This is a genomic window from Halopelagius fulvigenes (assembly GCF_042662625.1).
Lineage (GTDB): Archaea > Halobacteriota > Halobacteria > Halobacteriales > Haloferacaceae > Halopelagius > Halopelagius fulvigenes.
The window spans coordinates 617566-636585 of sequence record NZ_JBHSXH010000009.1; the positions used below are offsets into that span (position 1 = coordinate 617566).

The 19020-nt window shown below is 67.2% G+C and carries 19 protein-coding genes and 1 tRNA gene; 12 read left to right on the forward strand and 8 right to left on the reverse strand.

Annotated features, from left to right (window positions below; genetic code table 11):
• Window positions 1-277: 277 nt before the first annotated feature.
• The 3 genes from ACFQEV_RS05610 (at window position 278) to otsB (ending at window position 3132) form a co-directional block, all read left to right on the forward strand.
• Window positions 278-613 (forward strand): DUF5789 family protein, encoded by a 336-nt coding sequence (locus ACFQEV_RS05610; protein WP_379693451.1) that lies wholly within the window; start codon window positions 278-280, stop codon window positions 611-613.
• 142 nt (window positions 614-755) lie between these two features.
• Window positions 756-2309, forward strand: a complete 1554-nt coding sequence (locus ACFQEV_RS05615; protein WP_379693453.1) for an alpha,alpha-trehalose-phosphate synthase (UDP-forming) — start codon at window positions 756-758, stop codon at window positions 2307-2309.
• Window positions 2302-3132: a trehalose-phosphatase gene (gene otsB / locus ACFQEV_RS05620; RefSeq protein ID WP_379693455.1), complete on the forward strand. Its 831-nt coding sequence runs from the start codon at window positions 2302-2304 to the stop codon at window positions 3130-3132. Before ACFQEV_RS05615 ends, otsB begins: the two co-directional genes overlap by 8 nt.
• A gap of 109 nt (window positions 3133-3241) precedes the next feature.
• Here otsB and ACFQEV_RS05625 read toward each other — a convergent pair whose 3' ends face one another.
• Window positions 3242-3481, reverse strand: coding sequence for a PRC-barrel domain containing protein (locus ACFQEV_RS05625; protein WP_379693458.1), 240 nt, complete (start codon window positions 3479-3481; stop codon window positions 3242-3244).
• 207 nt (window positions 3482-3688) lie between these two features.
• Here ACFQEV_RS05625 and ACFQEV_RS05630 point away from each other — a divergent pair, with 207 nt between their 5' ends.
• From ACFQEV_RS05630 to ACFQEV_RS05650, 5 genes are all read left to right on the forward strand, one after another.
• A complete protein-coding gene (locus ACFQEV_RS05630; protein WP_379693460.1) occupies window positions 3689-4357 on the forward strand; it encodes a helix-turn-helix domain-containing protein in 669 nt (222 codons plus the stop codon).
• 470 nt (window positions 4358-4827) lie between these two features.
• Window positions 4828-5283 carry a DUF4212 domain-containing protein gene (locus ACFQEV_RS05635; RefSeq protein ID WP_379693462.1) on the forward strand — a complete coding sequence of 152 codons (456 nt, stop codon included), beginning with the start codon at window positions 4828-4830 and terminating at the stop codon, window positions 5281-5283.
• The gene (locus ACFQEV_RS05640; protein ID WP_379693464.1) at window positions 5280-6977 is read left to right on the forward strand and encodes a sodium:solute symporter family transporter; all 1698 of its coding nucleotides are present in this window, start codon (window positions 5280-5282) and stop codon (window positions 6975-6977) included. Before ACFQEV_RS05635 ends, ACFQEV_RS05640 begins: the two co-directional genes overlap by 4 nt.
• 2 nt (window positions 6978-6979) lie before the next feature.
• Complete coding sequence (locus ACFQEV_RS05645; RefSeq protein WP_379693466.1) at window positions 6980-7450, forward strand: universal stress protein; 471 nt, start codon at window positions 6980-6982, stop codon at window positions 7448-7450.
• A gap of 67 nt (window positions 7451-7517) precedes the next feature.
• Window positions 7518-7721 (forward strand): hypothetical protein, encoded by a 204-nt coding sequence (locus tag ACFQEV_RS05650; RefSeq protein WP_379693468.1) that lies wholly within the window; start codon window positions 7518-7520, stop codon window positions 7719-7721.
• Between the two features lie 373 nt (window positions 7722-8094).
• Here ACFQEV_RS05650 and ACFQEV_RS05655 read toward each other — a convergent pair.
• From ACFQEV_RS05655 to ACFQEV_RS05685, 7 genes are all read right to left on the reverse strand, one after another.
• Window positions 8095-8165, reverse strand: a tRNA-Pro gene (locus ACFQEV_RS05655).
• A 76-nt stretch (window positions 8166-8241) separates the two neighbouring features.
• Window positions 8242-9330: a succinylglutamate desuccinylase/aspartoacylase family protein gene (locus ACFQEV_RS05660; protein ID WP_379693470.1), complete on the reverse strand. Its 1089-nt coding sequence runs from the start codon at window positions 9328-9330 to the stop codon at window positions 8242-8244.
• Window positions 9331-9375: 45 nt separating this feature from the next.
• Window positions 9376-10248, reverse strand: coding sequence for an RNA-guided pseudouridylation complex pseudouridine synthase subunit Cbf5 (locus ACFQEV_RS05665; RefSeq protein WP_379693472.1), 873 nt, complete (start codon window positions 10246-10248; stop codon window positions 9376-9378).
• A 4-nt stretch (window positions 10249-10252) separates the two neighbouring features.
• Window positions 10253-10831: a (d)CMP kinase gene (cmk, locus tag ACFQEV_RS05670; RefSeq protein ID WP_379693474.1), complete on the reverse strand. Its 579-nt coding sequence runs from the start codon at window positions 10829-10831 to the stop codon at window positions 10253-10255.
• Between the two features lie 89 nt (window positions 10832-10920).
• Complete coding sequence (locus ACFQEV_RS05675) at window positions 10921-11859, reverse strand: DUF106 domain-containing protein (protein WP_379693476.1); 939 nt, start codon at window positions 11857-11859, stop codon at window positions 10921-10923.
• Window positions 11860-11979: 120 nt separating this feature from the next.
• Window positions 11980-13287, reverse strand: coding sequence for a glutamate dehydrogenase GdhB (gdhB, locus tag ACFQEV_RS05680; RefSeq protein WP_379693479.1), 1308 nt, complete (start codon window positions 13285-13287; stop codon window positions 11980-11982).
• Between the two features lie 325 nt (window positions 13288-13612).
• Window positions 13613-14242 carry an adenylate kinase gene (locus tag ACFQEV_RS05685; protein ID WP_379693481.1) on the reverse strand — a complete coding sequence of 210 codons (630 nt, stop codon included), beginning with the start codon at window positions 14240-14242 and terminating at the stop codon, window positions 13613-13615.
• 219 nt (window positions 14243-14461) lie between these two features.
• Between ACFQEV_RS05685 and ACFQEV_RS05690 the strand changes: the two genes are divergently transcribed.
• The 4 genes from ACFQEV_RS05690 (at window position 14462) to ACFQEV_RS05705 (ending at window position 18995) form a co-directional block, all read left to right on the forward strand.
• On the forward strand, window positions 14462-15478 hold the full coding sequence (locus ACFQEV_RS05690; RefSeq protein ID WP_379693483.1) for a YeiH family protein: 1017 nt from the start codon (window positions 14462-14464) through the stop codon (window positions 15476-15478).
• A gap of 66 nt (window positions 15479-15544) precedes the next feature.
• Entirely contained in the window at window positions 15545-15943 is a 399-nt protein-coding gene (locus ACFQEV_RS05695) for a hypothetical protein (protein ID WP_379693485.1), read from the forward strand.
• A gap of 217 nt (window positions 15944-16160) precedes the next feature.
• Window positions 16161-16631 (forward strand): universal stress protein, encoded by a 471-nt coding sequence (locus tag ACFQEV_RS05700; RefSeq protein WP_379693487.1) that lies wholly within the window; start codon window positions 16161-16163, stop codon window positions 16629-16631.
• A 114-nt stretch (window positions 16632-16745) separates the two neighbouring features.
• On the forward strand, window positions 16746-18995 hold the full coding sequence (locus tag ACFQEV_RS05705; protein ID WP_379693489.1) for an amino acid permease: 2250 nt from the start codon (window positions 16746-16748) through the stop codon (window positions 18993-18995).
• The last annotated feature ends 25 nt before the right edge of the window (window positions 18996-19020 follow it).

The window sequence follows — 19020 nt, forward strand, 5'->3', positions numbered from 1 at the left end:
TTCGTCGCGGATCGTTTGGTCCGGGTTGTTGCGCCTCGGGCCGCGCGTTGTACGACCCCTCGGCGCAAAAAAGGAGGGTGTAAAAGTGGTGACAATTTCCCTCAGGTAAACGCCGCCGACCTTACTTTCGCAAGGTCGATTCGCGCCGAGAGTTGTCGCGTGAGAGCATCTTCGAGGAGACGGAACGGTCCGAACTGCGACGGCGGCGTCAGAGGCCCGAATCACCCGGCATTGGCAGGCACAAGGAGTTGATGAAAACGCGAGTAAGTTTCGGTGCATGAGCGACGAAGATCTCGACGAGAACGAGGACGCCGAGGAGAAAGAGATGGGAGTCGAGTTCGGTTCGCTGGCGGACGAACTCGACGAGGAGGAGTATCCGATCTCGAAAGAGGAGGTCGTAGAGAAGTACGGCGACCACGAACTCAACATCTCCGACGGGACGACGACCGTAGAGGAGGTTCTCGCCGGCAGGGGCGACGAGGAGTTCCAATCGCCCAACGAAGTCCAACAGAGCATCCTCAACATGGTCGGTGGCGAGGCGGTGGGCAGACAGCGATACAGCGACCGAGGGATAGAGGACGACTCCGACGAGAAATCCGACCAATCGTTCTAACCCCCCGCGCCCGCGACTCGTTTCGCCTTCGAAGACGTTCTCGCCGAAAGGCCTAAATGGCGGATAGAGGCTCCGAGGAGCCACATATGCTGGCACCTGCAGGCCGAACGATTAGCCGAGAAGCAGCGCATTGTATTTATGAATGAACGTCTCAGACGTGTCGTCCTCGCTGTCGAGTCGGCGAGCGTCGGCCTCCGAGAGAGACGGACGGAGTACGCAGACGACGGACGACGTCGTCGTCGTCTCCAACCGGCAGCCGTACCGGCACGAATACGACGACGAGGGCGGAATAAACGTCAGTCGCCCGACCGGGGGACTGACATCGGCGTTGGACGCGGCGATGCGCGAGCGAAACGGGACGTGGATAGCGTGGGGCGACGGGAGTGCCGACAGGGACGTCGTCGACGACGACGGCCACGTTACCGTCCCGCCCGACGAGGAGAAAGAGGAGGGCACGTACACGCTCAACCGGGTGTGGCTCTCCGAGGAGCAGGTCGAGAACTACTACCTCGGATTCAGCAACCGAGTTCTCTGGCCCGTCTGCCACTCGATGCTGATGAACGTCCACTCGGAAGCGGCGTACTGGCAGGACTACGAGGCGGTGAACGACCAGTTCGTCGACAACGTGGCGAGACACGTCGGCGAATCGACCATCGTCTGGTTCCAGGATTACCACCTGAGCCTCGCGCCGCGGATGCTCGAATCGCGGGTCCCCGACGGCGCGTTTCTCGCGCACTTCTGGCACATCCCGTGGCCCGGGTGGGACATGTTCCGGGCGTGCCCGCACGGCGAGGATATAATCTCCGGCCTCCTCGGGAACGACCTCTTGGGCTTCCACGTCCCGCGGTACGGGGAGAACTTCATGGAGTGCGTAGAGCAGACGTTCCCCGACGCGGAAGTCGATAGAGACGCCGCCGAGATCACCTTCCGTGGGAAGACGACGACCATCGAGGCGTTCCCCCTGGGCGTCTCGGTGGACACCATCCGAACGGGCGCGAAGTCGGAGGCGGCCGAGTCGTTCTGGGCGGAGTTCGCGGACGAACACCACCTTAACGAGAAGCGAGTCAGCGTGGGCGTCGACCGCTTAGACTACACCAAGGGCATCCCCGAACGGTTCGAGGCCCTCGAGCGACTGTGGGAGGACTCCCCCGAGTGGCGGGGGTCGCTCACCCACGTGCAGATCGGCTCGAAGAGTCGGTCGGAGATAGAGGAGTACATGGACATCCAGACGGAGGTAGAGGAGGAGGCGGCGCGGATAAACGAGCGCTTCGGCACCGACGAGTGGGAGCCGATAGTGTACACGACCGCGCATCTCTCGGACGAGGCGCTGTACGGGGCGTACACGCACAGCGACATCGCCCTCATCAGTCCCCTCCGGGACGGCATGAACTTGGTCGCACAGGAGTACGTCGCCGCGCAGGGAGACGACGGCGACGGCGTCCTCCTCCTCAGCGACCAGACGGGCGCGCACGACTACATGGGCGAGTGGACGGTCACCGTCCGCCCGCAGAACACGGACGAGTTCGCGTCCGCCATCGACGACGCGTTGCGCATGCCCGCCAGCGAACGGCGCGAACGGATGCGCGAACTGCGGAACCGCGTCGAAGACGCCGACGTGTCGCGGTGGATGCACTCCATCTTCGAGACGGTGGCGACGATGCGGAACGCCGGAACGGAGGGGTCGGACGATGAGTGAGGACGTCGGAGCGTCGCCGAACGAGGGCGGCGAGACGCCCCTCTTTCAGTCTCGGACGACGGAGGTCGGCGAGTGGTTGGACGACGCGGAGGGACTGACGCTCGGACTCGACTTCGACGGAACGCTCGCGCCCATCGGCGCGGACCCCGAGGAGACGGAGATCTTCCCCGACTCCCGGGAGGCCGTCGAGGAACTCGTCGAACACCCGCGCGTCGACGTGACGGTCATCAGCGGACGGCAACTGGCCGACGTGGTCGAACGGGTCGGCGTCGACGGCATCGACTACGCCGGGAACCACGGACTGGAGATGCGAATCGACGGCGAGATGGAGGTCCACCCCGAGGCGGTGGCCGCCCGCACCGCGATAGAGGACCTCTGCGCGGAGATTCGCTCCCGGTTGGACCACGTTCCGGGCTGTTTCGTCGAAGAGAAGGGCGTCACGGCGAGCGTCCACTTCCGGCAGACGCCCGAGGAGTACGTCGAGGAAGTCGTCGCCGCCGTCGAGGAACTGGCCGCGGCGTCCGACGAGGACATCCACGTCGTCTCCGGCAAGCAGATTCGTGAGATCCGCCCCGACGTGGACTGGGACAAAGGGCGCGTGGTAGACCGACTCGACGAACGCGCCCCCGACGGGTGGCGGACGATGTACGTCGGCGACGACACCACCGACGAGGACGCCTTCCGCGCGGTCCAACCGTCCGGCATCGGCATCCTCGTCGGCGACAGACCCGACACGGACGCCGACTACCGCCTCGAAAGCCACGAGCAGGTGCCGTCGCTCCTCGAATGGCTCGCGGCGCGGGCGAGTACGGCCGAACGGTAACCGACGCCCGCCGCTCTCGCCGTCGCGGGTATCGGAGAAACCGCTCGCGCTCTCGCTTCGACGCGGCGAAAAAACGCTCGCCGTCGGTTCGCCCGACGGCCCCCGCGGGCTACAGTTCCCGCAGTCGAATCTCGTCGTCGGTTATCTCTCGGATGCGCGCCTCCTGAAGCGGGTAGTTGTCGTCGTCCACGTCTCCCCACCCGAGCTTCGCCTTTATCTCGTCGGTGATGCCCGGGTCGGGTTCGACGTACGCCGTGCCGTGGCGCACGTCGGACACGATGCCTATCTTGTCTCCGCGTTCGTTCACCACGTCTTTACCTTCCTCGGAGTCGGTCACATCTACTACCATACGGGTGACACGACACCCGCACGAGCATTGATACGTCTGCCTGCAGATTCAGACTCGTTTCTCCAACAGTACCGAGTTCTTACACGCACCTCGGACCGGGCGGATGTGGGCAATCGGTCAGGAAGACCGCAGCGAATCGCCGTTCGTCCGAAAGTCGGAGCAAAAGCCGCCGAAAGTGATTTACAGTTGAAATGAGCCTAGCAGAGTGTGTCAACCAGCACGATCGCCGTCGTGCGCATCCCGTCCTCGGAGTTCGCCCTCAGCGACACGTTCGACCGGTGCCCCGACGTCGAGTTCGACATCGAACGACTCGTCGCCCGGGACTCCGACTCCGCGATGCCGTTCATGTGGGCACAGGGGACGGACCTCGACGCCGTCGAGGACGCCCTGCGAGAGGATTCGAGCGTCGCCGAGTTCGAGGTGCTCGCCAACCTCGGCGACGAACGGCTCTACCGGATGTCGTGGGTCGCTCACATCCGCCTCGTCATCCACATCCTCCTCGAAGAGGAGGGGACTATCCTCGACGCGCACGGGCGGGGCGGGAACTGGCGCCTCCGCATCATGTTCCCCGAACGGGACTCGCTGTCCGCGACGTACGACTTCTGTAGCGACCACGGCCTCTCCTTCGACGTCGAGAAGGTGTACGATATGAACGAGAGCGCTCGGGCGGGGCGGTTCGGCCTCTCCGAGGAGCAGTTCGACGCGCTGACGACCGCCGCCGAGCACGGCTACTTTCAGGTCCCGCGCGGCGTCACCGCCGAGGAACTCGGGGAGATGCTCGGCATCACCCACCAGTCCCTCTCGGAACGGCTCCGCCGGGGACAGGAAAATCTCATCCGCTCGACGCTGCTCATCGACGATCCGGACGTCGAGTGAACCCGCGGCCGCCGACCGGAACGACGCCGAGGAAACTATCAGCCGACACGAACGCGGTGCGCTCCGCTCGGATCGACCCCGACTCTAATTCTACCGTACGACGGTCTCTTCCGGCCGATAACCGCGGTGGTTAATATGCCCTTCGGAACTGGCCATTATGCCTCTTTGTGAATAATTATTATAGTTTCGAGGGTATTCAACTGAGCGTGTCCGACCGAGGAGAATCGGAGGGTACGCTCGCCGCCGCGCCGGTGCCGACGGCCGCCCCCCGGCCGACGCCGACGACTCCGGCGGCGAGGGTCGTGTGCTGTCGCCTGGTAGCCGCCGCGGACGGCGGCCGATCGGACAGTGTCGGCGCACCCCGGGCCTCCGAGTTCGGCGACGAGAGTCGGCGTTCGGTCGGAGGCGGCTGACCGGGGATTCGGTTTTCCAAAATCGAAACAGAGACACGACCGCTTCAGAGATATACTATGACAGACAACGACACTCATTCACCTGCCGACGAAGCGAAAGCGAACGTCGAGACGGACGGTGGTGTGGCCACGCAGGCGGACCGCGACCACCGAAACATCGACTATCTCAGCCGTGAGGTGAACCTCCTCCGGCCGAGTACCCCGTTCATGCGGGACCACTTACGAATCATCTGGACCGGGTTCGCCATCTGGGCTCTCATCGTCTTCGGACCCGTGACGCTCACCGCCGTCGCGCCGGGCGTGATGACGACGACGCTTCCGGTCATCGGCTTCCCGTTGCACTACTTCCTCGTCGCCATCGGAGCGCCGTCCGGCGCTCTCATCCTCGCGTTCTGGTACGCCCGCAAGCGCGACGCCTTAGACGAGAAGTACGGCATCTCACACCAGACCGTCGCGGGTGACCGCGGCGGCGGCGCAGAAGGCGCGACGACCGACGGAGGGACGACGGAATGATGGAAGTGTTCCTCCAGAGCGGACTGCTGCCGGAGGGGTTGAACGTCTCGTTCAAACTCGTCCCAGCCATCATGGTCACGGCGATGCTGTTGCTATTCCTCGCCATCGGCTACGTGTTCAAAGTCGCCGACACCGAGGGCATGTGGGTCGCCGGACGCTCCATCGGTAACGTCGAGAACGGGATGGCCATCGGCGCGAACTGGATGTCGGCCGCGTCGTACCTCGGGATGGCGGCGCTCATCGCCCTCTCGGGGTTCTACGGGCTGGCGTTCATCGTCGGCTGGTCCACGGGGTACTTCATCCTGCTCATCTTCATGGCCGCGCAGATGCGCCGGTTCGGGAAGTACACCGCGCCGGACTTCGTCGGCGACCGATTCAACTCCGACACCGCGCGCGCCATCGCCGCGGTGACGACGTTCCTCATCGGGTTCGTCTACGCCATCGGTCAGGCCCGCGGGATGGGCCTCGTCGGCCTGTACATCTTCGGCGACATCGGCATCCCCGGCCTCAGCGGCTACCAGTCGATGGTCGTCGCCATGATGGCCATCACCGTCGGCTACCTGACGCTGTCGGGGATGCTGGGCGCGACGAAGAACATGGCCGTGCAGTACGTCATCCTCATCATCGCGTTCCTCGCGGGCCTGTACGCCGTCGGCTTCACGCAGGGCTACTCGACGGTGCTGCCGCAGATAGAGTACGGGCAACTCATCAGCGAACTCGGCAGAGAGTTCAGCGAACCGTTCGTCAACCAGAGCTACTACCTGTGGATCGCCACGGCGTTCTCGCTCGTCGTCGGCACCTGCGGACTCCCGCACGTGCTGGTCCGGTTCTACACCGTCGAGAGCGAGCGAACCGCCCGGTGGTCCACGGTGTGGGGGCTGGGCTTCATCCTGCTTCTGTACCTCAGTTCCCCCGCCTTCGCCGCGTTCGGGACCGACCTCTACGCGAAGAACATCGGTGCGGTGTACGGCGACCCCGGCATGACGAGTGCCGCGGGCGACGTCATCGTCGTGCTGGCGGCGCAACTCGCGAACCTGCCGACGTGGTTCGTCGGCCTCGTCGCGGCGGGCGGCATCGCCGCGGCCATCGCGACGGTGGCCGGTCTGTTCATCGCCGGTTCCTCGGCCATCTCGCACGACATCTACGCGAACATCATCAACGAGGACGCCACCCAACGGCAGCAGGTTCTCGTCGGCCGCCTCAGCATCGTCGCGCTGGGCGTGTTGACGACGCTCGCCGCCCTCGACCCGGCGGCACCCATCGCCGCGCTAGTGTCCTACGCGTTCTCGCTGGCCGGCGCGGTGCTGTTCCCGATGTTCTTCCTCGGCCTCTGGTGGGAGAACACGAACCGGCAGGGCGCCCTCGCCGGCATGACGACCGGACTCGTCATCTGGTTCATCCCGATATTCAACGAGGTGCTCCCGAGCTACGGCCTGTTCGCCGGCGCGGCGGGGTCGGACGGCGTCATCTTCCCGACGCTGGCGCAGTGGTTACCCGCCATCGGGTCGGCGCTGGTGGCCGTCCCCATCGTGTTCGCCGTCACCATCGGCGTCTCCCTCGTCACGTCGGAACCGCCGCTCGAAACCAAGCGCATGGTCCGACAGTGTCACAGCCCCGAACCGATGGGCCAGCAACAAACCGCAGAAGACGTCGTCAGCACCGACGGCGGTAGCGAAACGCCCGCGGACGACTGACGATGTACGAACGCATACTCGTTCCCACGGACGGTAGCGAGACGGCCGAACAGGCCGTCGAGCAGGCGGTGGACATCGCCTCGAAGTACGGTTCGACGATTCACGCCCTCTACGTCATCGACGTGGACGCGACGAGTTACTCTCTCGGCACCGAACAGGTGGACCGAATCCGGCAGGGCCACCTCGACGAGATGCCGGAGGTGAAAGCGGACGCGGACGAGGCGACGGGGTACGTCGCCGACGCAGCGACGGAACGCGGCGTCAGCGTCGAGGAACACGTCACCGCCGGCGAACCCGCCCGGGCCATCCGGAAGTTCGTCGAGGAGAACGACATCGACCTCGTGGTGATGGGGTCGCACGGCCGGTCTGGGCTCTCCCGCGTCGTCCTCGGCAGCGTCGCCGAGAAGGTCCTGCGCCGGACGCGACTGCCCGTCCTCGTCGTCGACGGCGCCGACGAAAAGGCGGACCTGTAAGGCCCCCGCCGACCGATATTTCAGACGCGATGAACCACGATTCCCACCCGAACGGCGGTGACCGCCCATGAACTTCGCAGACACCCTGCGCGAACACGGGTCGGGCATGCTGGCGGACTTAGCGTTCGCCATGGTGTGGGTCACCGGCGTCTCCGTCTTCTTCGACTTCGTGAACGGGCCGCAGTGGGCGTACTACCTGTTCATGGTCGCCGGCATCCCCGCCTACTTCGGGTTCTTCTGGTCGCTAGATATGGCGCGGGAACAGCAGTAGAGTTCGCTGGCGGTTTCTTTTCCGGCAGGGAATTAAAAATCACCTTGCTCGTCGTGGCAGGCGGTAACGACGGAGTCGTACCGCGAGCGAGGGCGAAGTTCTCGTGAACCGGAGGCGAACGAGAGCCCGGAAGAACTCCGTTCTTCCGAAGCCCGAGTCTCGCGGCCCTTTTTGTCACCAGCAACGATCACCGGTGTACATCCGATACTGCGGCGTAGTGACTGGCTATTCGCTCGTAGCAGTAATGTTGCCGTACCGCGAGCGAGGGCGAAGCCCGAGTCTCGCGGCCCTTTTTGGTCCAGATTTTTACGAGGAGGGTTCCCGCAGCGAGCCGAAGGCTCGCGAGGAAACCCGACGAAGTAAAAAGGTGGAATGGGACCGCTGAGAGTCGAACTCAGGTCCTACCGACCCCATCGGCAGAGGATACCACTACCCCACGGTCCCAGGGTGCATTCTGAGCAAAGCGGTTCGAACCGTTAAGTGCTTCGCTTCGCGTCCGCGCAGTCACCGAGTGCCACGGTCACTCCCCGTCGCCGTTTCCGTCCCGCGGTGCGACCAACTCGCCGGAATCGCGGACGGCCATGCTCAACACGGGGTCGCCCTCGTAGGCGGCGAGTCCCTCGCGCCGGGCGACGACGTACCCGTCGTGCTCCGAGGTGACGGTGTCGAGAACGTCGCCCTGCGGCGTCGTCACCTCGGCCACCGCGTCGCCGGATTCGACCACGTCGCCCGGCGCGACGCGGTGGCGGACGAGTCCCGCCGTCTCGGTACGGGGGTGGACGGCCCGGCGGACGGGGTACTCGACGGGCGCGTCGGGGACGCCCGCGCCCGGTTCGCCCACGTCGTCTGGGCGTTCCTCCAGCATCCCGAGTTCGACCATCACGGCGTAGATGCCCGCCACGCCCCCCGCGCGGGCGTCGTCGTCCACGACGCTGTGCCCGCCGAGTTCGACGGTGAACGCGGGGATGCCGGCGGCGTTCAGGGCCGCGCCCGCCGTCGAGCGTTGGAGTCCCCGCTCGACGTACTCCTCGGCCGGGTACTCCGTGAGGACGGGGAGGCCGAACGCCGCGACGAGGCGCGCGAGTTCCTCGGCCAACGCCTCGGCCGCCGACTCGTCGCGGCGCGACCCGTACAGCACCCGGTCGCGGATGACGAACGGCATCGAGCCGATCTGGGCGGTGTGGACGTCGACGAGGACGTCCGCCGAGTCGACGAACGCCTCGTACAGTCGCTCGTCGATTCGCTCCTGCACGCCCGGCGGACGCGTCGAGGCGGACTCCGGGTCGGGGAAGTAGCGGTTCGGATCGTCGCCGCCGTAGTACGACGCTCGGCGATTGCGCCGGAGGCCCGCGGGGTTGACGACGGGGACGGCGACGACGGTTCCGGCGAGTCGTTCGACCGGGAGCGAGCGAACTGCGTCCTGCACCGCCGCGACGCCCGTCGCCTCGTCGCCGTGGACGCCGCCGGTCAGCCAGAGGGTCGGTCCGTCGTCGGACCCCTCCGCGACGACGAGGGGGAGTCGCTCCGCCCCGCCGGTCGGGAGGTCCGTCGCCTCGAACCACCCGGAGGCCACCTCGCCGGGTTCGGACTGCACCGTTCCGAGTTGCATGGTCGGACCTCTCGCCGGGCGGAGAAAAGCGGGGATGGTTCGCCCTCAGACGAGGACGCGTTCCAGGGAGACGACTTCGCCGGATTCGGCCTCGGGGTCGCCGACGAGGCGGCCGAGGCAGACGACGGCGTCGTTCGGCGTGTAACACGCCAGTAGGTCGCCGCGGTCCGCGTCCTCGGAGTCTATGACGCCGGGCGCGTAGACGGGCGCGCCTTCGGCGACTTGTTCGGCGGCGGAGGGGGCGATGGTGATCCGCGGGAGGTGCGTCAGGGCGCGTTCGGCGGGCGCGACGACCTCTCGGAGGAACGACTCGTCGCCCTCCTCGGCGAAGGCGAGTGCGTCCGAGAGGTCGTGCATCGTCGAGAGGTCGGTGTCGTCGAAGGGGTCCGTGGCGGTGCGCCGGAGGTGGCCCATGTGCGCGCCCGTCCCCGCCGCGAGTCCGACGTCGTGGCAGAGTTTCCGGACGTACGTGCCGCTCTCGCACTCGATTCGGAGCAGCGCCTGCCGGTCTCTCACCTCCAGCACGTCCAACGCGCGTATCTCCCGCGTTCGGAGGCGGCGGGTGACGGCGCTCTTTCGCGGCGGTTTCTGGTATATCTCGCCTTCGAACTCGGCGACGACGGCGTCGAAGTCCGACGGCGCCGGTCCGTGGAGTTCGAGGACGGCGACGTACTCCTTCGTCCCCTCCAAGAACACCTGCGCCATGCGCGTCGCGTCGCCGAGGAGGACCGGAAGACAGCCGGTCACCTTCGGGTCGAGCGTTCCGGCGTGGGCCGCCCGGTCGGTGCCGACCATGTCGCGCACCCACCCGGCGACCTGGTGCGCCGAGGGGCCGGGCGGCTTGTCGAGGTTGACGACGCCGAACGAGCGGAGTTCGTCGGCGCTCCGGTCGGAGGGGGGGCCGCGCAGGTCGGACATACTGTTAGAAGTCGTAGTTGACGCCGTCGACGGTGTACTGCCCCTCGTCCGCCTCCGAACGGTACGACCGGACCGCGCCAGTCATGATGTCGAGCACTTCGTCGGGGCCCCACCGGGCGGTGTTCAGCGCCATGTCGTAGATGGAGAGGTCGCGGATGGGGATGTTGTAGTACTCCTCGTACCGCAGGGCTTCGCTCCGTTCGCGCGCCTCGGTCTCCTCGCGCGCGAGTTCGACGGTCTTGTCCTCGCGGTTGGCGATGCGCGCGGCGCGGACGCTTATCGGCGCGTCGAGCCAGAAGCGCAGGTCGGCGTGGTCGCCCGCGAGCCACCCCGCGAGGCGCGATTCGAGCACCACGTCGTCCCGTTCCGTGGCGATGGTGTAGAGGCGTCTGTCGAGGTCGCGGTCTATCTGGTCGTCCTCCTCGGCGAGTTTGTTGAACTCGACGGCGCTGTACCCCCGTTCGGCGGCGAGTTCGCGGAAGATGTCGCCGCCGCTGATGTGTTCGAGGTCGAGCGCCTCGGCCAGTCCAGCCGCGGTCGTACTCTTCCCGCTTCCCGCGGGGCCGGAGACGGTCAGCAACATACGCATGCTCCGTGGGACGCTCTAAAAGAGGTTGTCTTTGCACCGCGGAGTGAGAGGCGGTACCGAGGTGCCGGGGTGCCGCGTCGGCCTCAGGACGCCGACGGCGTCATGTCGATGTTGAGGCTCTTGCGGATGATCTGGGTGAACCCCATCGAGCAGAGGAAGTACCAGACGATCCACGCCTGAATCGGGCCGAGCACGGACTCGGTCCACGCGACTTCGCCCCGAAGCGGCAGGACGAGGTTCTGGAGCGTGACGTGCGCGTCCGCGTTCCCGCCGACGCCGATGGCCCAGTACATCCACAGGAACACCGGGATGGTGAGGAACATGATCCAGACCATGGGGCGGAACTGCTCTTTGAACATCCCCATCTGGTCGCCCATCGCCTCCATCTGCTCCTGTTGGATGCGTTCGAGGGCCTCGTCGTCGTCGTTCTTCTGAGCCTCCTTACGGCGCTCCTGGATGTCCTTCATCCGCTCCTGGTAGGCCCCCATCTTGTCCATGTCCATGAGGTTCGCCTGAAGCAGCGTCGAGTAGAGGCCGGTGGCGAGTGCCAGCACCATCACGACGGCGTAGAACGGCAGTACGTCGTGAAGCGGACCGAGCGCGACGTTCATCGTCGAACCGATGACGTCGCGGAGCGGCTTCCACGAGTAGCCGAGGAACAGGCCGACGGTCACCACGCCGGCCATCTTGTCGTACGTGGACCACGAGGAGTCGCCCGTGTCGACGTCGGCGGCGGACGACGAGGACGAGGACGTCGCGGACGCCGCGGACCCGCCGTCGGCGGCGGCCGCTTCGAGACCCTCGCGAGTCCCTTCGGGGTCGGCGAGGCGGAACCCCTCGTCGCCGTCGACGAGGACTCCCTTTTCGATGAGGCGGCCCCACTGACCGCTCGTGAGGTCGCCCTTCACGTCGACCCACTTGACCTCTCCCGCCTCCGACCGTTCGAGGACGGTCTCGACGGCCGTGCGCATCTCCGGGTCGGCGGAGACGAGGTCGCGCACCTTCGATTCGGTTCGTGCCATTGAGGGTGAATTAGTCATCACCGGTTATGAACCTTTTACTCTCGTCGCGCGGGGGTTCGAGAGCGCGACGGCCCCCGAACGCGGTGACGACTGGCGGGGAGAGCGGAGTCGCGACGGCGGTCAGGGCCAGACGCCGCGCGCCTCGTGCGCGGCCGCGACGCGGCGGAGTGCGACCGCGTACGCCGCTTCGCGCCACGTCCTCGCGCCGCCTTCGAACTCCGTCCGGACCGCGTCCCACGCGGCGGTCATCTCGTCTTCGAGTTCCTCGTGGACGCGTTCGAGCGACCACGCCCGGCGGTTGATGTCCTGCAACCACTCGAAGTACGAGACGGTGACGCCGCCGGCGTTCGCGAGGATGTCCGGAACCACCGGAATCCCGCGTTCTTCGAGTATCGCATCGCCGGCGGACGTCGTCGGACCGTTCGCGCCCTCGACGACCAACCCGGCGTCCACCCGGCCGGCGTTGTCGGCGGTGATGACGTTGCCTATCGCCGCCGGAATCAACACGTCCACGTCGAGTTCCAGAATCGCCTCGTTGGAGAGTTTCTGCGGCGCGTCGTACGTCATCACCGCTTCCGGTTCCTCCTCGTGGGTCGGAACGTCGCGGGTGTCGAGTCCGTCGGGGTCGTATACCGCGCCGTTGACGTCGGAGACGGCGACGACGGTCGCGCCCCAGTCGTCCAACAGGCGCGCGGCGTTCGCGCCGACGCTCCCGAACCCTTGGACGGCGACGGTGACGTCGGAGAGGTCCCAGCCGTAGTAGTCCACGGCTTCGCGGGTGACGATGGCGACGCTCCGGCCGGGTGCGCCGTCGCGGCCCTCGCTCCCGCCGATGACCGGCGGCTTACCCGTGACGACGCCGGGCACCGTCTCGCCCTCCTGCATCGAGTAGGCGTCCATGAACCACGACATCGTCTGCGCGTCCGTCCCCATGTCCGGCGCGGGGATGTCGGTGTGCGGGCCGACCACGTCGCGGAGTTCCTGCGCGAACCGCCGGGTGAGACGCTCCTTCTCCGTCTCGGAGAGGCCCTTCGGGTCCACGACGACGCCGCCCTTCGCGCCGCCGAACGGGAGGTCCATCACCGCGCACTTCCACGTCATCCACATCGAGAGGCCGACGCACTCGTCGCGCGTCACGGCCGGGTGGTAGCGGAGTCCGCCCTTGTACGGGCCGCGGACGCTGTCGTGTTGCGCGCGGTAGCCCGTGAACACCTCCAACGTCCCGTCGTCGCGTTCGACGGGGAGTTTGACCTCGTGGACCGCCCGGGGGTGCCGGAGGCGTTCGACGACGTTCGGGTCGATGTCGATGCGCGTCGCCGCCCGGTCGAGTTGCTTCCGGGCCGTCTCGACGGCCGACTCCTCCGTCTCCTCCGCGGCCGCGTCCGTTGCACCCGCTTCGTCCGCCGATGGTTCAGTGCTGGTTCCCATTGTATCGTGTCCGTGTACCGCGGTTCGCCGTCTCGCGACGATTTCCGAACCGTTCGTCCGGGGACTGTCCTGCCGTCTTCGCGGGACCGCATTTCCACAGCGTCATGGGTATCCCGGGCCGTCTCGGCCCGTACCAAGAGTAATAGGAATATTAGGATAAACCTATTCTTTTAACCGTGACCGTCCCGGTGATTTTCACGTCAGATGTTCACAGTTGACTCGGCGGAGGCGGCGTCCCAGCTACCGGCCGAGTCGGAGTCGAAGGCGTCGCTGGCGGCGGGTGAAGAAACGGGTCGTCGCGAGAAGCGGGCGCGGTTCGTCGCCGTCAGGCCGATTCGACGGCGTCGGCGACGTCCTCGAACACGTCGTCGGGCGTCTGTTCGCCGTCTATCTCGACGAGGACGCCCTCCTCGCGGTAGTGTTCGACGACGGGTTCGGTGTTCTCCTCGTAGACGCGGAGGCGTTCACGCACCGTCTCCTCGGTGTCGTCGTCGCGTTGGACGAGTCGCTCCTGCACGTCCTCGTCGTCGGGCATGTCGAACTCCGTGTGGTAGATGTCGCCCGTCTCGGGGTCGAGGCGGCGGCCGGTGAGTCGCCGGACCAGTTCCTCCTCGCCCACGTCGAGGTAGACGGCCGCGTCGAGGTCGGTGATCTCCGTGAGGTACTCCGCTTGGTCGAGGTTCCGCGGGTAGCCGTCGAGGACGTAGCCGTCGGCGTTCGAGAGCGCCTCCTTCACTATCTCGTTGACCACCTCGTCGGGGACGAGTTCGCCCGCGTCCATGTACTCCCGAGGCGTGTCGTACTCGGTGTCCATGTCGCTTATGTCCATGTCCTTGTTCGCGCGGAGGGCGTCCCCGGTCGTCACGTGTTCGAGGCCGAACTCCTCAGCGAGTCGCTTGCTCTGCGTCCCTTTGCCGGCGCCGGGTGCACCTAACAGGAGGATGTGCTTGCCCATAGGAACCCCATCCGACGCCGCCCGTATAACGTTGAAGAAAGCGTCCGTCCTTTCGACGGGGGAGGCCCCTCCGTCCGAGGGTCGGGAGAATCAACACATTAAGTGTCCCGCGCGCGGACCGGACCGACAGATGAACGCGACGCCGTCGAACGCCCCCCGCCCCGCCGCCGCGCCGCCTCTCGGCGCGTCTCACGTCGGCGCGCGGCCCCACGCCCGCCAGTGAACGGGAACGGAGACGGGACGCCGCGGGTCGTCCGACGGGCCGGAGCGGTCGTCCCCGGACTCCTCCTCCTCGTCGCGTTGGCCGGCATAGCCCGCCTCGTCGCCGGGGCGGTGCCCGGTCTGAACGCCCTCCTCCTCGCCGTCGGGTTCGGCGCCGTCGTCGCGAACACCGTCGGCGTCCCCGCCCGGGTCGACGCGGGCGTCCGGTACCGCGGACTGCTCCTCGAAACCGGCATCGTCCTCCTCGGCGCGCGCATCGCCTTCTCGGACCTCGTCGCCACCGGCCCCGTCGTCCTCGCTCTCGCCGTCGCCGCCGTCGTCTGCGGTGTGGCCCTCGTGGAGTTCCTCGGCCGGCGGGTGTTCGACCTCAAGCGCAAGACGGCGTCGCTCCTCGCGGCGGGCGCGAGCGTCTGCGGCGTCTCCGCCGCGACGGCCATCGCGGGCACCATCGACGCCGACGGCGAGTCCCTCGCGCACGTCGTCGCCGCCATCCTCCTGTTCGACGCGGTGACGCTCCTCCTCTTTCCCGTCGCGGGCGACCTGTTGGCCCTCTCGCCGCGGCAGTTCGGCGTCTGGGCCGGACTCAGCATGTACAGCACCGGTCCGGTCACCGCCGCGGGGTTCGCCCACTCGCCGGCCGCCGGACAGTGGGCGACGGTGACGAAACTCGCCCGGAACGCCCTCCTGGGCGTCGTCGCCCTCTGGTACGCGTTCCGGTACGCCGACCGAACCGCGGAGTCCGGCGCGGCGTCGCTTCTCGACGGCGTTCCGAACTTCCTCGCGGGGTTCGCCTTCGTCGCCCTCGCCGCGAACGCCGGCCTCCTCTCGTCGGAGACGCTTTCGACGATAGAGGCGACGAGCGACGCCCTGTTCGCCCTCGCGTTCGCCGGTCTGGGACTCGACGTGCGACTCGAAGCGATGCGCGAGGCGGGCTTCGCCCCCGTCGCGGTGCTCTCCGTCGCCCTCGTCGTCGTCTCCGCCGCCGCCCTACTGGCCGTGACGACGCTGCTCTGACCGACGGCCGGGACGGGCACCCGCCTTCCCCGCCGTTTTTCTACCGACGCCGACGAACGGTGCGGTATGACGCGATTCGACGCCGACGAACCCCGGGAGCGACGGAAACTGTTCGCCGAGGCGTTCGCCGCCCACCGCGAACGCGCCAGCGCGTTCGTGACGTTTGAAGTGGACCACGACGAGACCCTAGACGGCGAAGACGAGTCCGCGCCGTGGGTGCAGTTCGCCGACCAGACGTTCAACGTGGACGTGACCGACGAGGAACTCGACCGCCTGAAGTCGATGTTGGACGAGTTCCCCGAGTTCCGCATCGACCAGATGGAGTCGCCTGACGCCGCGGAGGGGACGAACGTCCGCATCACCGCGCGGTCCGACGCCAACCGCCTCGCGGCGTTCGTAGACCGGGCGTTCCGGTCGGTGTACGGCCGCGACGAGGACTACCGCGCGTGGGTCGCCGCGGTCTGATCCGTTCGCCGCCGAGGGGCCTCGGCTCCGCGGTTCGACGTGCCGGAAAATGAGTCAGTTTACGAACTTCTAAAGCCGAAGATGCCGAACCCGAGGGTATGACTACGGAACGGACTCGCCGACACGGACGTGTCTCCGGGTTCGTCGCCCGGAGACGCGGTGCGCCTCGGCCGCGGGCCGTCCGACCGCGGCGAACCCGACGCGGACGGTGGACGGTATGAACGGGGACGCGCCCGAACCGCTGTTTCTCCGACCGGTCGTCCCCGTCGCCAACGTGGACGACGCCGAACACACCGCGGCGGCGGTCCTCCCGCGAGTCGCCGCCGCGGGCGGACGGGCGAGAGTCGTCCACGTCGTCGAGAAGGCCGGCGGCGCGCCCGACAAGGCGTCCGTCGAACAACGGGAAGAACTCGCGGCGGACGCCTTCGACGCCGTGCGCGAACGCGCCGCGGAGGCGGGCGTCGAAGTCGAGACGGAACTCCGCTACGGCACGGACGTGGCGGCGAGCATCATCGATGCCGCCCGCGATATCGACGCCACGGCCATCGCGTTCACCCCCCGCAGCGGCAAGGCGTGGTGGGACCTCTTCTCCGGCGGCGTCCGCGATTCGCTCGTCACCGAGAGCGACCGTCCGGTCGTCGTCCTCCCCGATCCCGCCGAAAGCGAGGGCGGAGGTGACTCGGGATGAGTGACTCGCTTCCTTCCTCGCCACTCACGTCGTTCTCACACGGGGGTGAGAACGGATGACCGACTCGTCTCATTCCTCCTCACTCACGTTCTCGTCACACGGAGGTGACTCGGGATGACCGACGAGGAACTCGCCAAGGACTTGGGGCCCCTCGCCGCCCTCACCATCGGCGTCGGCACGATGATCGGCGCGGGAATCTTCGTCCTGCCGGGCGAGGCGGCGGCCATCGCGGGACCGGTCGTCGCCGTCTCGTTCGTCGTCGGGGGCGTCATCTCCATCTTCACCGCCCTGTCGGCGTCGGAACTCGGGACGGCGATGCCGAAAGCCGGCGGCAGTTACTACTACGTCAACCACGCGCTGGGACCGCTGTTCGGCAGCATCGCCGGGATGGGCAACTGGATGGGTCTCGCCTTCGCGTCGGCGTTCTACATGCTCGGGTTCGGCGGATTCGTCGTCGAACTGCTCCCGGTTCCGAGCGCAAATCTCGGCCCGTTGGTCCTCGGGGAGACGCAAGTCGCCGCACTCCTCGCGGGCGCGGTGTTCGTCGGCGTCAACTACGTCGGCGCGAAGGAGACGGGGACGCTCCAGAACGTCATCGTCATCTCGCTCGTCGCGATTCTGACCGTCTTCACGGCCCTCGGACTCACGATGGCCGACCTTTCGACGCTCCGCCCGTTCGCGCCCAACGGCTACGACGCCATCCTCCCCGGCACTGCGCTCGTGTTCGTCTCCTTCCTCGGGTTCGCGAAGATAACCACCGTCGCCGAGGAGATACGGAACCCCGGCAAGAACCTCCCGTTGGCCATCGTCGGCTCCGTCGTCCTCGTGACGACGATGTACGCCATCATCATGGTGATGCTGATGGGCGTCGTCAACTGGCAACAGTTGGCCGAGTCCACCACGCCGGTCATCGACGTGGCGGAAGTCGTCTTCGGCAACGTGCTCGGACTCGGCGTCCTCGGCGGGTCGCTCATCCTGCTCGGCGGCTTGCTGGCCACGGCGTCGAGCGCGAACGCCTCCATCCTCGCGTCCTCGCGCATCAACTTCGCGATGGGCCGCGACAAACTCGTCACCGCGTGGCTCAACGACATCCATCCGAAGTTCGCGACGCCGTACCGCTCCATCGCCGTGACGGGGACGCTCATCTTGGCGTTCATCGCCGTCGGCGACGTGAAGGTGCTGGCGAAGGCCGGGAGCGTCCTGCACCTCATCGTCTACGCCCTGATGAACCTCTCTCTCATCGTCATGCGCGAGACGGACGCGCCGGAGTACGACCCCGACTTCACCGTCCCGCTGTACCCCGCCGTCCCGATTCTCGGCGCGGTGCTTTCGTTCGGCCTCATCGCGTTCATGCACCCCATCGAAATCGCGCTGGCGGCCGCGTTCGTCGTCGCGTCCGTCGGCTGGTACGTCGCGTACGCCCGAGCGCGGACGACGAAGCGGGGCATCCTCGGCCAGTACATCGCCTCTCGCCCCCACGCGATGCCGAACGCCGCGGTGGCGGCGGCGTCGTCCGTCCAACCCGACGGCGGGCGGTACCGGATGATGGTTCCGCTGGCGAACCCCGAGCACGAGAAAGACCTCATCACGCTCGCGAGCGCGGTGGCCAAGCGCCGCGACGGAACGCTCGTCGCCGTCCACATAGAGCGGGTGCCCGACCAGACGGCGCTCGAGTCCGCCCGCGAGAGCGGCGACTTCGAGGAGGCGCACCGACTGCTCGAACGCGCCCGCGACGACGCCGAGACGTTCGGCGTCCCCATCGAGACGCACACGATCCTCTCCCACCGCTCCTTCGAGGAGATTTTCGACGCCGCGAGGACGTACGACGCCGACGTGACGGTGATGGGCTGGGGCCCCAACTCGCACGGCGCGCCCGGCCGCGCCGAGAGCGCCATCGACGAACTCGCGAGTTCGCTCCCCTGCGACTTCCTCGTGCTCAAAGACCGCGGCTTCGACCCCTCGCGCGTCCTCGTTCCGACGGCGGGCGGCCCCGACTCTGAACTGTCCGCGAGCGTCGCCGAGGCGTTCAGACGGCAGTACGACGCCGAGGTGACCCTCCTGCACGTCGCCGAGGACGCCGACGCGGGCGAGGCGTTCCTCTCGACGTGGGCCGAGGAACACGGACTCGGCGACGCGGAACTCGTCGTCGAGACGGGCGACGTGGAGGCGGCTATCGAACGCCGCGCGGCGGACGCCTCGACGCTCGTCATTGGCGCGACGGAGGAGGGCCTCCTCTCCCGACTGGTCCGCGGGTCGCTCGTCCTCAACGTGGTGGACGACGTGGACTGCTCCGTCGTCCTCGCGGAGACGGCCAGAACCCGCTCGCTCCGCGACCGACTGTTCGGCAGCGACGGCGGCAACTAGCCGCTGATCCGGTCGAACAGTCGAC

Bases quoted from the DNA above. Each gene is read 5' to 3' on its own strand.
- gdhB (WP_379693479.1), bottom strand. From the start codon at position 13,287: ATGGGAACCAGCACTGAACCATCGGCGGACGAAGCGGGTGCAACGGAC.
- ACFQEV_RS05635 (WP_379693462.1), top strand. From the start codon at position 4,828: ATGACAGACAACGACACTCATTCACCTGCCGACGAAGCGAAAGCGAAC.
- ACFQEV_RS05645 (WP_379693466.1), top strand. From the start codon at position 6,980: ATGTACGAACGCATACTCGTTCCCACGGACGGTAGCGAGACGGCCGAA.
- ACFQEV_RS05640 (WP_379693464.1), top strand. From the start codon at position 5,280: ATGATGGAAGTGTTCCTCCAGAGCGGACTGCTGCCGGAGGGGTTGAAC.
- ACFQEV_RS05695 (WP_379693485.1), top strand. From the start codon at position 15,545: ATGACGCGATTCGACGCCGACGAACCCCGGGAGCGACGGAAACTGTTC.
- ACFQEV_RS05650 (WP_379693468.1), top strand. From the start codon at position 7,518: ATGAACTTCGCAGACACCCTGCGCGAACACGGGTCGGGCATGCTGGCG.
- cmk (WP_379693474.1), bottom strand. From the start codon at position 10,831: ATGTTGCTGACCGTCTCCGGCCCCGCGGGAAGCGGGAAGAGTACGACC.
- otsB (WP_379693455.1), top strand. From the start codon at position 2,302: ATGAGTGAGGACGTCGGAGCGTCGCCGAACGAGGGCGGCGAGACGCCC.
- ACFQEV_RS05610 (WP_379693451.1), top strand. From the start codon at position 278: ATGAGCGACGAAGATCTCGACGAGAACGAGGACGCCGAGGAGAAAGAG.
- ACFQEV_RS05705 (WP_379693489.1), top strand. From the start codon at position 16,746: ATGACCGACGAGGAACTCGCCAAGGACTTGGGGCCCCTCGCCGCCCTC.
- ACFQEV_RS05700 (WP_379693487.1), top strand. From the start codon at position 16,161: ATGAACGGGGACGCGCCCGAACCGCTGTTTCTCCGACCGGTCGTCCCC.
- ACFQEV_RS05625 (WP_379693458.1), bottom strand. From the start codon at position 3,481: ATGGTAGTAGATGTGACCGACTCCGAGGAAGGTAAAGACGTGGTGAAC.
- ACFQEV_RS05665 (WP_379693472.1), bottom strand. From the start codon at position 10,248: ATGTCCGACCTGCGCGGCCCCCCCTCCGACCGGAGCGCCGACGAACTC.
- ACFQEV_RS05675 (WP_379693476.1), bottom strand. From the start codon at position 11,859: ATGGCACGAACCGAATCGAAGGTGCGCGACCTCGTCTCCGCCGACCCG.
- ACFQEV_RS05660 (WP_379693470.1), bottom strand. From the start codon at position 9,330: ATGCAACTCGGAACGGTGCAGTCCGAACCCGGCGAGGTGGCCTCCGGG.
- ACFQEV_RS05615 (WP_379693453.1), top strand. From the start codon at position 756: ATGAACGTCTCAGACGTGTCGTCCTCGCTGTCGAGTCGGCGAGCGTCG.
- ACFQEV_RS05685 (WP_379693481.1), bottom strand. From the start codon at position 14,242: ATGGGCAAGCACATCCTCCTGTTAGGTGCACCCGGCGCCGGCAAAGGG.